This window comes from Rugosimonospora africana (assembly GCF_016862975.1).
Classification (GTDB): domain Bacteria; phylum Actinomycetota; class Actinomycetes; order Mycobacteriales; family Micromonosporaceae; genus Rugosimonospora; species Rugosimonospora africana.
The window spans coordinates 1-12,758 of sequence record NZ_BONZ01000073.1; the positions used below are offsets into that span (position 1 = coordinate 1).

The following is a 12,758-nucleotide window of genomic DNA, read 5'->3' on the forward strand; positions in this document are numbered from 1 at the left end:
GCGACGACTCCAAGGAGGGTCATGCAGAACGAATCCCCGCAGGTGTCCCGGCGCTCGGTGTTGGGCGCGGGTGCCGGCGCCGCGGTTGGCGCCACAGTCGGTGCCGCCGTCGGCGCCACGGTCCTGGGCACCGCGGTCACCGCAACCCCCGCGGCGGCGAGCCCGGCTGGCGCGTCCGGTTCGGCTGCGACATCCGCCGCGACGTCCGGCGCGGACCACGGCTCGGTACGGCTGCTGCTGGACGGCGCACCGGCGCTGGTCGGCACGTACGGATTCCTCACCGACGTGAGCACCGTCGTGCTGGACAACGGCCTGATCCGGTTCACCTTCGGGCGCGACGACGCCGCGGCCGGCGTGCTGACCGGCTGGACCGACGTGTCCATCACCGTGCAGTCGGTCGTCGTGAACGGTCGGGAACTCGCGCACAACCTCAACGGCGTCGACCCCCGCGACCCCGACCGGGCGCACTCGTTCTACGTCGACGCGGGCGGCGGAAAGAGCCGCCTGGTCTGCTCGCAGATCGCGGTGCTGCGCGTCGAGCGGGAACTGGTCGAGGTCGCGTTCGTGGACACCACGAGCGCCACGCTGCGCCACGAACACCACCTCATCATGCGGGCGGGCAAGCGCGGGCTGTACGGCTACAACATTCTCACCGCGGTGACCAGTACCTCGATCAGCGAGGTTCGGATGAACACCCGCTGGGACCGGTCCATCTTCGACCACTCGTACAACTGGGAGCGGGGCAAGGGCCAGCAGCCCACGTACGCGTACCTGGCGACGCAGACCAACGTGCAGGACGAGACGTGGATCGTCGACGGCGTCAACAACCCGGGCCTTCCGTCGCCGGACAGCAACTCCGGCAACCTGCCGGCGGGCAGCGTCTACACGAAGTACCACTGGTCGCTGTACCACCACGAGAACCCCATGTTCGGCCACTACGGCAACGGGTTCGGCGTCTGGTTCACCCCGCTGGGCGGGGTCACCGACCAGACGCTGGCCGGGTTCTACGGCGTCGGGCCGCAGCATCAGGACCTGGCGATCCACCAGGACGCGCTGATCCTCAACTACTTCGGTGCCAACCACTACGACCTGCCCGGCTACCACCTCGACGCCGGCTACCGCCGGCTGTACGGGCCGTGGTTCACCTACGTCACCACCGGCGCTGCCGACGACCCGGACGCGATGATCGCCGACGCGGCCACCACCGCCCGCGCCGAGATCGCCGAGAACCGGGGCGGATCCGCCTGGATCTCCGATCCGCTGTATCCGGCGCCGGCCGAGCGCACCACGGTCACCGGCCGGGTACGCGTCGCCGACGGCCGCCCCGCCGGCAACCTGTGGGTACTGCTGTCCACGCAGGTCGCCACCGACGTCTACACGATCCACGAGCCGACCTACTTCGTGCGTACCGAGCCGGACGGCACCTTCACGCTGCCCGGCATCCCGCCGGCCTGGCAGGCCGGTACCACCGACCCGGCCACGTACACCCTGTACGTGTTCTCCGCGGACGGCTCCATCACGGACCAGTACCAGCGGACCGGCATCACGGTCAGCGGCAGGAAGCAGAACCTCGGCACGATCACCTGGGCGCCGGCGAACCGCACCTTCCTCTGGCAGATCGGCACCGCGAGCCGCACCGGCGGCGAGTACGCGCTGGCCACCAAGCCAGCCACCGAACCGGCCAGAGAGTCGGCCACGTTCGCCACCCCGCGCGCCTACGAGAAGCACACTCTGGTACCCGCTCAGCTCACCTTCACCGTCGGCGAGAGCTGGGAGCCGACCGACTGGTACTACGCCCAGACGGCGGCGGGCACCTGGACGATCAGATTCAGCGTGGACCGCCCGTACGCCGGCACCGGGTACCTGACCGTGTCCACCTCGTTCCAGCAGGGCGCCGCGCCGACGGTCGCGCTCAACGGCGACGCGTCGGTCATCACCGGTACCCTGCCGGACAACGACGCCCTGGACGGCAACCGGCTCGGCGGCACCCTCGGGCGGCAGGCCGACCGCAGCGGGTACCCCCGCCTGGCCACCCTGACGTTTCCGGCGTCGAGCCTGGTCGTCGGCGAGAACACCATCACGTTGACCCGCGACGCGGGCCCGTCGGCCGGCAACGGCCTGACCGCGGGCAACGGCCTCGGCTGGGACACCTTCGTCCTGGAAGTCGACGAGGCTGTCCCGGAGGTCGACGAGGACGCGGCACCGGCCCCCGCCCCGCCACTGGCACCGGCCCCGCCGCCGGCACCGGCGAAGCTCTCCGGCTCCGTCGTGCGCATCAGCGGGCCGCGCGACGACACCGAGATCACCCTGAAGATCGCGAATCACGGGCACGGCCCGGCGAACGACGTCCGTGTCACCGGGCTCACGCAGAAGCAACCGGCGCTCGGCCGGGGCCACTCCGGGCCGATCGTCAAGGATCGGGATCCGAACGCGTTCCCGGTACCGGTGGCGGCCACGATCCCGCCCGGCGGGTCGTCGACCATCACGCTGCGCGTCGACTTCGCGGACGCGCCCGCGCTGCTGCTGCGTGGCGTCACCGTGGGGTACAGCGCGAACGGTGGGCGGGTGACCGGCACCGTCGATATCGACCACCGCTGGTAGCGCCTCGACGAGGCGGCGGCCGAGGCACGGTTGCTCAGCGAAACGCCAGTGGCGCCGGACTTTCCCGGCGCCACTGGCGTCTGTCGACTCCGGGTCCGGCTGCACTGCGGGCGCTGGCGGGCGCTGGCGGCTGGTGGCACAGCCGGCTGGGCCGGCAAGTGCTGGGCCGGCCTGCCGGGCCGGCGGGCGCTGGCCCGGGCTTGGGAAACGCGCGGGCGTCAAGCCCAGGTGGCGCCGGCCTCGGAGAACAGCTCGCCGGCCGCCGCGGCGCGCACGACGAGGTCGGTCACCCCGGCAACGGTGACCGGATCGGTACCGGTCAGGTGCGACGCGCCGATCGGCGCCGGTTCCGGGCCATCCAGCAGGCGCTCGGACAGCGCGGTGAACGCCCGGCAGTGCCGCGGCGGGCAGAGCGGTTCGCGACCGCTGGCGCGCGCGTCCAGCAGGTCGGGCAGCAGGTCGCGGGCGGGCGGCAGGTCAACCCGGATCGCGGTACCGTCCTGGATCGCGGTACCGTCCCGATCCAGCCACAGCTCGTCCGTCGTGTACTGCCAGCGCAGGGCGCCGTGCTCCCCGGCGGCCACCAGGTACGGCTCGACGAGCCGGTCGGCGGCCAGGGTGACGGCGAGGTTGACCGTCAACCCGTCCCGGCGCAGGCGCACGCTGCTGGTGTCGTCGCTCTCGATGTCGTTGGCGTGGTACAGCTCGGTCTCGAAACCGGCCACCGCCTCCCCGGTCACCCCGGCGATCCGCAGGCAGTTCATCAGCGCGTGCGCGAACGGGTTGGCCAGCGCCCCGTCGCCGACAGCGGCGCCGTTCAGAAAACGCCGGCCGGCCCAGGGTGCCCGCCGGAAGTAGGCGGGCGGGCGGCTCCAGGCGCCGGCGGCGTACACCTGCCGCAGCGGCCCGAGCGTGCCGGCGGCGAAGGTCTCGGCGATGCGTTCCGGGGCGTACGAACCCGAGGACTGGAACCCGATCTGGCACAGGCGGCCGAGCCGCCCGGCCGTCTCGATGAGCGTGTCGAGTTCGTCCAGCCGCACGGTCGCCGGCTTCTCCACCAGGACGTCCGCGCCGGCCGCCATCGCCTGGGTGGCTAGTGGAAGGTGGGTGGCCGGCGGGGTCACCAGCACCACCACCGCAGGCTGGGTGGCGTCGAGCAGCTTCTCGTACGAGGTGAACAACGGCGCGTCGAGCGCGTCGAGGATCCGGCCGGAGTCCGCCTGCACGGGCGCGAGGTCGCAGGCGGCGGCGAGCGTGACGGAGCCCGTCGCTGCCAGGCGCGCGATGTTGTCCAGGTGCCAGCGGCCGTGCCCGTTGACCCCGACCAGGGCCACTCGTGTGCTCATCGCGTCCTACCCTGCCATGCCGCCCGTTCGGTCGCCGGGGTGGGCTCGGCGTTTGGCAGGCTGGGCTCGGCGCTTGCCGGGGCGGACTCGGAACGCAGCCTGGCTCGGGCGTGCACGACGCTCACCGCGTACGCCAGCGGACCGGCGACGATGAGCAGCAGCGCCGGGATGATGGCCACCAGGGTGGCGCACACCGCGGCGGCGAACACCACCAGCGGTACCGCCCACGGTGCCGCGCCCGCCAGCGCCAGCGCGCCACGAAGGCTGTCCCGTACGCCACCGCCGGTGTGCGCGCGGTCGGCCAGGACCAGCAGGACCAGGCCGGCCGCGCCGGCGGCGATCAGCGCCAGGGCGAGCCTCTCCAGCCACGCCCCGGGAACGTGTGCCGCACCGGCGAACCGGATGTCGAAGTATCCGGCGGCGCCGATGACGGCCAGCGCGACCTCGGCGATCAGGCCGGTACGCAGCTGGGTGCGCAGCGCCGCGACGAACGTGGGCAGCAGCTTGGGCTCCTCGTCGCGGGTCCACGCGTCGAAGACGGTCGCGGCGGCCAGCCACGCCGCCCCGGCGGTGACGACCGGCAGCGAGAACGCGGCCCACAACAGCCCGACCGCCGCGCACTCGGCCGCCAGCCGGCCGTTCTCCAGTGCCCGCTCCACCCGGCCGCTTGACCGGCCCGTCCACAAACCAGACGGGCGGGCGCGGGGGCCGGCCGGACCCTGACTCATCGCGGTCACCCCTTCAAGCCGCTGGTCGCCACGCCCTCGACCAACAGCCTCTGGAACGCCAGGAAGAACAGGAACACCGGTACCACGGACAGCACCGCCATCGCCATCATCGGCCCGTACGAAGAGAAACCGGCCTGGTCGACGAACAGCGACAGGCCCACCGGCGCGGTGAACTTGCTCGTGTCGTTCAGGTAGATGAGCTGGCTGAAGAAGTCGTTCCAGGTCCAGATGAAGGTGAAGATGGCGCTGGTGATCAGCGCCGGCCGGGCCAGCGGCAGGACGATGTGCCAGTAGGTCCGGTACGGTCCGCAGCCGTCGAGCTTGGCCGCCTCGTCCAGTTCGTGCGGGATGCCGCGCATGAACTGCACCATCAGGAAGATGAAGAACGCGTCGGTGGCCAGGAACTTCGGCACGATCAGCGGCCAGAACGTGTTGACCCAGCCGAGGTCCTTGAAGATGGCGTACTGCGGGACGATCAACACGTGGTACGGCAGCAGCAGGGTGACCACGACGATCGGGAACAGGAAGCGCCGGGCCCGGAAGCGCAGCCGGGCGAACGCGAACGCGGCCAGCGAGCACGCGAACAGGTTGCCGACCACGGCGGCGATCGACACGATCGCCGAGTTGAGGAAGAACCGGCCGAACGTGACGCCCGGGTTCCCGGTCCAGCCCTGCGGGTAGTTGTGCAACGTCGGCGAGACCGGCCAGGGCCGGGTCGAGGAGACCACCTCGGCCGCCGGCTTGAACGACGTGCCGAGCATCCACACCACCGGGTACACGATGATCAGCACGACGATGACGACCAGCGCATGCCAGAGCCACCGGGGCATGCCGCGGTGCCGCTGGCCGGCCGGTCGGCGCGCGGCGCGGGTCGTGTTGGCGGTGGCGGACACGGCGGCGGACGCGGTCATCAGTGTTCCCCTTCATCGGCGTAGAACACGACGGCTCGCGAGGCCCAGAACATCAGTGCCGTCACGATCGCCACCGTGGCCAGCAGTACCCAGGCCATGGCCGAGGCGTACCCGAACCGGAACGACGAAAAGCCCTCCTGGTACAGGTACAGCGTGTAGAACAGCGTCGAGTCGGCCGGCCCGCCGGTGCCGCCGCTGACGATGAACGCCGGCGTGAACGCCTGGAACGCGTTCACCGTCTCCAGCAGCACGTTGAAGAAGATGATCGGGGAGAGCATCGGCAGGGTGACGTGCCACCACCGAGCCCACCGCCCGGCACCGTCGGCGGAGGCGGCGTCGTACAGTTCGCCGGGTACCTGTTTGAGCCCGGCCAGGAAGATGACCATCGGAGCGCCGAACTGCCAACAGGCCAGGACGATGATGGTGCCCAACGCCCAGGTGGGATTGTTGATCCAGTCCTGGCCGTGCACACCGACCAGGCCCAGCGCCCCGTCCACCGAGCCGGACTGGCTGAACATCGACCGCCAGACCAGCGCCACCGCCACGCTCGCGCCGAGCAGGGACGGCAGGTAGAACAGCGAGCGGTACAGGCCGATGCCGCGCCGCGGCCGGTTGAGCAGCAGCGCGACGAGAAACGCGATGACCAGCTTGAGCGGTACCGAGATCAGTACGTAGATCAGGGTGATCTTCACGGAGTGCAGGTACCGGGGGTCGTCGGTGAACATCTTCCGGTAGTTCGCCAGGCCCACCCAGGTCGGTGACTGCAGCAGGTTGTCGTCGGTGAACGACAGGTACAGCGAGTACAGGAGCGGGCCAACCGTGAACACCGCCAGACCGAGGAACCAGGGCACCAGGAACACGTACGGCGCCATCCCGGCGCCCCCGGCCCGGCGGTGGCGCCACGGGCGGCCGGCAGTGCCGGTGCCTGGCGACACCTGCGTCAGTGTTGTGGCCGCCATCTGTTCCCCTCGGTTGGTTGCTTCACGGTTGGCCTGCTCCCCGCCGTCACGAGGTGATCGAACTCTGGGCCTGCTGCATGAACGCCTTCGCGCCGGCGGACACGCTCTGCTGGCCGGCGGTGACCCCCTGGTAGATGCGGGTCATCGCGGCGAGCAGGTCGCTGTCACCCTTCGGCGGCGCCGGCGGCGAGGGGATCATGGATGACTGTACCGATGCCTCGTACTCGTAGACCTGCTTGGCCGGACCGGTCGCGCTGCCGGCCAGCGTGGCGCGGACCTGCGTGTTGGGGAACAGACCGCGACCGGTACCCAGGGCGCCCGCCGCGGCGCTGTCGTTGACCAGGAAGTTCAGCAGTTCGGCGGCCTCGGTCGGGTGCTTCGACCGGGACGAGACCGACAGCAGCATGGACGGGGCGGCGAACATCCCGGTCTTCCCGTCGACGCTGGGCAGCGGCAGGATCGCCAACTGGTCCTTGGTGGCGCCGACGTAACTGGCGAACACGCTGTCGTAGTCCCACTCGGCGGTCGCGAGGCCCTTGGCCAGCGGCTCGTCGGCGGGTACGCCGTTGATGGTCGCGGTCACGTTCGCCGGTGTAGCCGCGCCCGACTTGCTCATGCCGAGCGTGAAGTTCCAGAAGCTCTCCAGGTCGGCCTGGGTGAAGGCCGGCTTACCGTCCGCGTACATCTGCTTGCCGTGCTGATACTGCCAGGACTGGAAGGCGCCCCACGTGCCGCCGGGGTCGGCCATTCCGGAGACCTTGCCACCGGACTTGCTGTGTACCTGTTCGCCCCACGTCTGCAGGTCCTGCCAGGTCCAGGTGGGCTGCGGAGCGGTGACGCCGAGCTGCTGGAGCTTCGTGGTGTCCACGACGATGACCTGGGTGGTCTGCCCGAACGGGACGGCGATCTGCTTGTTGTCGAACTTGCCGCTGGCGAGGAAGTTCGCATCGATCCCGTCCAGCTTCAGGGCGCTGCCGTACTTGCCCAGGTCGGCGAGCACACCCTCGCCCGCGTACTGCGACTGGTAGCTGCGGTCGATCTGGAACAGGTCGGGCGCGTTGCCGCCGGAGACCTGGGTGGCGAGCTTGGTGCCGTACGGGCCGAACGGGGCGTACTGCGTCTTGACAGTGATGGTCGGGTGCTGCTTCACGAACAGGTCGATCGCGTCCTGCGTGACCTTCGCCCGGGTGTCATCACCCCACCAGGAGAAATTCAGCGTGACCTTGCCGTCGGAGCTGTCCGAACCGCCGGAGGAACAGCCGGCGGCCACGAGCGACGCCGCGGCGAAGACGGCCGCGACCCCCAGCAACGTGCGCCGGTGACCACGACCGTGGGCGACGGGAACCTTCATGGTGTGAACCTCTCGCGTGAAGGGAGCGGGAGAACCCCGGTGGCCAGCGGCGACGCGTGCCGTGCCGCCCGCCGGGAGGCGCTGCGAGGATGAAACGGTTCATCCTCACTCTGCGGTCAAGTCCGGCTGGCGCCGAGCTTGACGCGAGACGTGTCCGTCGACCGCCGGCGCTGCGACCCGGTGCGGTCGCAGGGCGTTGTCGCAGCGACCTGATGGGCTCTGGCCTGGGCAGACTGCGCAACGGGCTGCGGGCGGCTCAATTTCTCCGACACCGTGCCGGCCGCGACCCCCGCTCGCGCTCTCGCGCGCCGAGTGCTGAACGGACTATGCATGGCGTTCCTAAATCGTCGACTGAGTGCTCGCCGGATTGGACCGTACCAACCGCCAACTCACTTGGAAAGCCCTTTCCCCTTACCTTGACAGCACAAAGTGCCGTGTCTACCGTTCGAGATCGCACTGAAACGGTCCAGAGATCCGGGGCCGGACATGGCATCGAGCATGTTCCATCTCGTCCGCCGGTAGGTCATCCGTCGAGGATCGCCGTCCCGGCCAACGCGACGCAGTCCACCGCGCCCGCCCCGCTTGAGGCCAGCTCGTCCGCGGCCCCCTTCCGCGAAAGAGACATCGCTGTGACTTCGGATAAGCCTGTGACCTCGGCCGAGCCCGTGACCTCGACCGGCTCTGTGACCTCGACCGGTTCTGTGGCGTCGGCCGGTTCTGTGGCGTCGGCCGGTTCTGTGGCGTCGGCCGGAACTGTCGCGTCGGCCGGAACTGTCGCGTCGAGCGAGCGGCGAGTCGTTGAGGGCGTGCGCACGCTGCCGGTCGAGCTGCCGTCGTGGGCGTTCGGCAACTCCGGGACGCGCTTCAAGGTGTTCGGCCAGGCCGGCGTGCCGCGTAATCCGTACGAGAAGATCGACGACGTAGCGCAGGTACACCGCTTCACCGGTGCGACCCCGTCGGTCGCCCTGCACATCCCGTGGGATCGGGTCGACGACTACCCGTCGTTGGCCCGCTACGCGGCCGACCAGGGCATCGCCCTGGGCACCATCAACGCCAACCTGTTCCAGGACGACGACTACAAGCTCGGCAGCCTGACCAACCCGGACGCGGCCGTCCGGGCCAAAGCACTGGACCACCTCGTCGAGTGCGTCGACATCATGCTGGCCACCGGATCGCGCGACCTGAAGCTGTGGCTGCCCGACGGCACCAACTACCCGGGGCAGGACAGCATCCGGGCCCGGCAGGACCGGCTCGCGGAGGCGCTGCGGGAGATCTACGCCCGGCTGCCCGCCGACCGCCGGCTGATCGTCGAGTACAAGCTGTTCGAGCCGGCGTTCTACACCATGGACATCCCGGACTGGGGCGTGTCGTACGCGCACTGCCTCTCGCTCGGCGACCGGGCCATGGTGTGCGTCGACACCGGGCACCACGCGCCCGGTACCAACATCGAGTTCATCGTGGCCTTCCTGCTGCGGGCCGGGAAACTCGGTGCCTTCGACTTCAACAGCCGGTTCTACGCCGACGACGACCTCATCGTCGGTGCCGCCGATCCGTTCCAGCTCTTCCGCATCCTCTTCGAGTGCGCGTCGGCCGGTGCACTGCGCGGCGGTGGCGACGTGACGTACATGCTCGACCAGTGCCACAACATCGAGCCGAAGATCCCGGGCCAGATCCGCTCGGTGCTCAACGTGCAGGAGGCCGCGGCCAAGGCGCTGCTCGTCGACACCGAGGCGCTGACCGCCGCGCAGAACGCGGGCGACGTGCTGGGCGCCAACGCGGTGCTGATGGACGCGTACAACACCGACGTGCGACCGCTGCTGGCCGACATGCGGACCGCGGCAGGGTTGGACCCGGACCCGATGTCGGCGTACCTGCGCAGCGGGTACCCGGAGCGGATCGTCGCGGAACGCGTCGGCGGGCAGCAGGCCGGCTGGGGCGCCTGACCGCGGCGCGCCTTGCTCGCGCGTCTGGCCAGGGCCGTCTGGTTGGGGCTGACCATGGCGGCTGGCTGGGGCTGACCGGGATGCCTGATCGGGCACCTGGCCGGGGCGTCCGGCCGGGGCTGGCTCCCCCTAACCAGGGCCGGGCGGTTTTGTCGTACGTCCGTGGCATGCTGCGGCCATGGAAGAGGGGCAGTTGCGGCTGGAGCCGGTGACACCTGACAACGTCGGCGCCGCGTGCCGCATGTCGGTGCGCACCGACCAGCAGGACTTTGTCGCACCGGTGTCGTGGTCGCTGGCCGAGGCTTACGTGAATCCCGACACCGCGTGGCCCAGGCTGGTCTACCGGCATGACGCACCGGTCGGCTTCGTCATGGGAGCCTTCGATCCGGCTAATGAGATCGCCTTCTTCCGCTGCGGGATCTGGCGACTCAATGTCGCCGCCGACGAGCAGCGCTCGGGCGTCGGGAGCTACGCGGTGCGTCAGGTGCTGGCCGAGGGCCGCCGTCGTGGCTTCGCGCGTGCCACGGTTCTCTGGGTGCCCAAAGCCGGTGGACCGGGGCCGTTCTATGAACGGCTCGGGTTCGTGCCGACCGGCGAAGTCTTTCACGGAGAGGTTGTCGGAGCTATCGACCTTTGACCGCGGGTGACGGGTAGCCCGGGCTGTTCAGCAGCTTCTGGACGAGGACGCGCTGCTCGTAGATCGCCTCGGCGGTCTTTCGGCTGCGGGGCTGAGCCGGTCCGCCGGGCGGGGTTGGTTGGGCCGGTCCGCTGGACTGGTGGGCTGGGTTGGTTCGCTAAGCCGGGTTGGCTGGGTCGATCCGCTGGGCCGGTTGGTTGGGTCGGTCCCGCTGGGCCGCGCCGGCATGGGCTGGTCCGCTGGGCCGGGCTGGTTTGGCCGGCCCGCTGGACTGGTGGGCTGGGTTGGTTGGGACGGGTTGGGCTGGCGGCGGCACGGGGCGCCGCCAGCTCAGCCGAATGCGAGCCGCCGCATACCCAACCGATCCAGCAGTGCCGACTCCTGGCCGTCGATCGGTGCGCGACCGGTCGCCTTCCGGATCAGCGTGACGGGATCCCCACCGGTCTCGGCGAGCGCGGCGGGCCAGCCCGGCCCGAACAGCATCAGCAGCAGGTGCTGTGCGGCGGCCGGCGTGAGCCACGGCTGGCACGGCACCGCGTCGGCCACGTCGAGGCCGTGCGCGACCAACTCGACGACCCGGGTGGTAAGAAACTCCGGCAGCAGCATCGCGTCGCCATGCCGGGTCCGGATCACCCGGTCCGGCGGCTGCTGCTCGCACAGCGGGGCCGCGCCGCGCCAGGTGTCCGCGAACTGCCGGGCGAGCATGGAGACGTCTCCATCGGCCGCGCGGTCCGAGGCGGTACGCACCCGGTCGGCGTTGGCCGCGCCGCTGAACCGCTCATCGGCACGGTAGTAGCTGATCGCGGTCGTGTCCGGCCGGCCCGGGGCGGGCGCGGCCACCGCGTCGGGTACCCGGGCGAGCGCGGTGATGACGTGCCCGACCAGTTCGCGTACCCGCCAGGGCACACAGCGGGTCGGCCGCTCCCAGGCCGCTTCGGGCAGCCCGTCCAGCGCAGCGGCGAACGCGGCGGCCTCGTCGCGCAACGCCGTCAGTACCAAACTGTCGCCGGTCACGCCGGAGTCCCCCTGCCTGTGCCCGCCACCGTCGGTGTCACCATCACTGCCACTGCCACCGTTGGTGTCATCGTCGTTGTCGTCGTTGTCGTCGTTGTCGTCGTTGTCGTCGTTGTCGTCGTTGCCGCCGTTGTCGCTGTCATCGGCGCTGCCATCGTCACGGCCCGGCTTCGCCGCCAAGGCGGGCCCGGGCTGCCGGAGCGTTCGCTGTCGGTGCGTTCGCTGTCGGTGCTTCCGCTGTCGGCGCCCCAGCTATCGGTGCTTCCGCTGTCGGCACGTCCGTTGCCAGCGCCTTCGCCGCCGGGAGCCCCGCCGTGGCAAACCACGCCATCGCCTGCCCATGCGCACGGGTCCAGGCCAGCGGCACCCCGTCCAGCGCGAGCACATTGTGCAGCATCTGGTCCGGTGGTCGGGGCAGCCCGTCGAAGCCCAGCACCTCCGGCTCCTCGACGGCGACCCAGTGCCCGGCCAATCCCCGGACGGTCTCGGTGAACCGTTCCCGGCGCTCGGCCGGCACCTGGTAGAGCACCGACGTGTGGAACACCACGAGCGTCGCGCCGGCCGGCGCCCTAGCGGCCAGGGCCGGAAGGTCGTCGACCAGGTCGCCGCGTACCAGCAGGGGTGGATCCGCCGCAGCGACGGCGGCGGCCTCGCGCAGCCGCACCCGGCGGTGGGCGTGCTCGGGCCAGATGAGCGCGTCCAGCCAGGTGACGTCCGCTGGCTCGGTCACGTCGAGCGGGTTCAGGTCCAGGCCGGCCCGCCACACCACCTCGGGCAGCCGTCGCGGCGGCGCGGTGCCGGTGAGCGCGCAGTCGAGAACCGGTACGCCGTCGCCAACCGTGTAGTCGCCGTACCGATACGAGTAGCGGTCGGGGTAGAGACAGAGGCCGGCCGAGGCGCCGACCTCCAGCAGCGCCAGGGGCTGCGGCAGCGCGGCGAGTACCGGCAGCAGCAGGGCACACCGTCCGGCCTCGTTGGTCTGGGTCGCCCGGGTACGCACTTCCGCCTCGACGGCTGGCCAATTAGCGACCGTGAAATCGTGGAACGCGGCCGGATCGTCGACCGGGCCGCCGAGGAACCGGACGACGCCGAACAGCAGGTTGGGCTGCTGCTTGGCCGGCGGCAGAGTGGCGAGCAACGCCAGCAGTTCCTCGTCCTGGCAGACGGCCAGCGACAGGCGCTCGTACGTGGGCGAGACCCCGCGCGCTTCTCGCGTCGCGAATTCGGCGTGCCTGTTCGCGATGGTCACTGGCTCATGATTGCATTGC

General features: G+C 70.6%; 9 protein-coding genes and 1 pseudogene. 3 read left to right on the forward strand and 7 right to left on the reverse strand.

The features are described from left to right. The first annotated feature begins 21 nt into the window (after positions 1-21). Positions 22-2,601, forward strand: a complete 2,580-nt coding sequence (locus Raf01_RS34550; RefSeq protein WP_203922299.1) for a polysaccharide lyase family protein — start codon at positions 22-24, stop codon at positions 2,599-2,601. Positions 2,602-2,819: 218 nt separating this feature from the next. Here Raf01_RS34550 and Raf01_RS34555 read toward each other — a convergent pair whose 3' ends face one another. From Raf01_RS34555 to Raf01_RS34575, 5 genes are read right to left on the reverse strand one after another with little or no spacing between them, the layout of a single operon-like run. Next, entirely contained in the window at positions 2,820-3,947 is a 1,128-nt protein-coding gene (locus tag Raf01_RS34555; protein WP_203922300.1) for a Gfo/Idh/MocA family protein, read from the reverse strand. Continuing rightward, entirely contained in the window at positions 3,944-4,675 is a 732-nt protein-coding gene (locus Raf01_RS34560; protein WP_203922301.1) for a DUF624 domain-containing protein, read from the reverse strand. Before Raf01_RS34560 ends, Raf01_RS34555 begins: the two co-directional genes overlap by 4 nt. Positions 4,676-4,680: 5 nt before the next feature. Further along, positions 4,681-5,586 (reverse strand): carbohydrate ABC transporter permease, encoded by a 906-nt coding sequence (locus tag Raf01_RS34565; RefSeq protein ID WP_308442685.1) that lies wholly within the window; start codon positions 5,584-5,586, stop codon positions 4,681-4,683. After that, positions 5,586-6,545, reverse strand: a complete 960-nt coding sequence (locus Raf01_RS34570; protein ID WP_203922302.1) for a carbohydrate ABC transporter permease — start codon at positions 6,543-6,545, stop codon at positions 5,586-5,588. Before Raf01_RS34570 ends, Raf01_RS34565 begins: the two co-directional genes overlap by 1 nt. A gap of 46 nt (positions 6,546-6,591) precedes the next feature. Continuing rightward, positions 6,592-7,896, reverse strand: coding sequence for an ABC transporter substrate-binding protein (locus Raf01_RS34575; RefSeq protein WP_203922303.1), 1,305 nt, complete (start codon positions 7,894-7,896; stop codon positions 6,592-6,594). Positions 7,897-8,702: 806 nt separating this feature from the next. Here Raf01_RS34575 and rhaI point away from each other — a divergent pair. Further along, the gene (gene rhaI / locus Raf01_RS34585) at positions 8,703-9,839 is read left to right on the forward strand and encodes an L-rhamnose isomerase (protein ID WP_203922304.1); all 1,137 of its coding nucleotides are present in this window, start codon (positions 8,703-8,705) and stop codon (positions 9,837-9,839) included. 178 nt (positions 9,840-10,017) lie between these two features. Continuing rightward, on the forward strand, positions 10,018-10,476 hold the full coding sequence (locus Raf01_RS34590) for a GNAT family N-acetyltransferase (RefSeq protein WP_239134199.1): 459 nt from the start codon (positions 10,018-10,020) through the stop codon (positions 10,474-10,476). Between the two features lie 330 nt (positions 10,477-10,806). On the opposite strand, the gene Raf01_RS34595 is transcribed toward Raf01_RS34590, so the two are convergent. Next, positions 10,807-11,670: a maleylpyruvate isomerase N-terminal domain-containing protein gene (locus Raf01_RS34595; protein WP_239134200.1), complete on the reverse strand. Its 864-nt coding sequence runs from the start codon at positions 11,668-11,670 to the stop codon at positions 10,807-10,809. A gap of 139 nt (positions 11,671-11,809) precedes the next feature. Beyond that, a pseudogene (locus Raf01_RS34600) lies at positions 11,810-12,739 on the reverse strand (DUF2332 domain-containing protein); the annotation flags it as partial. Positions 12,740-12,758: the final 19 nt, after the last annotated feature.

Coding starts and splice junctions, on each gene's coding strand:
- Raf01_RS34550 (WP_203922299.1), top strand. CDS start 22: ATGCAGAACGAATCCCCGCAGGTGTCCCGGCGCTCGGTGTTGGGCGCG.
- Raf01_RS34555 (WP_203922300.1), bottom strand. CDS start 3,947: ATGAGCACACGAGTGGCCCTGGTCGGGGTCAACGGGCACGGCCGCTGG.
- Raf01_RS34560 (WP_203922301.1), bottom strand. CDS start 4,675: ATGAGTCAGGGTCCGGCCGGCCCCCGCGCCCGCCCGTCTGGTTTGTGG.
- Raf01_RS34565 (WP_308442685.1), bottom strand. CDS start 5,586: ATGACCGCGTCCGCCGCCGTGTCCGCCACCGCCAACACGACCCGCGCC.
- Raf01_RS34570 (WP_203922302.1), bottom strand. CDS start 6,545: ATGGCGGCCACAACACTGACGCAGGTGTCGCCAGGCACCGGCACTGCC.
- Raf01_RS34575 (WP_203922303.1), bottom strand. CDS start 7,896: ATGAAGGTTCCCGTCGCCCACGGTCGTGGTCACCGGCGCACGTTGCTG.
- Raf01_RS34590 (WP_239134199.1), top strand. CDS start 10,018: ATGGAAGAGGGGCAGTTGCGGCTGGAGCCGGTGACACCTGACAACGTC.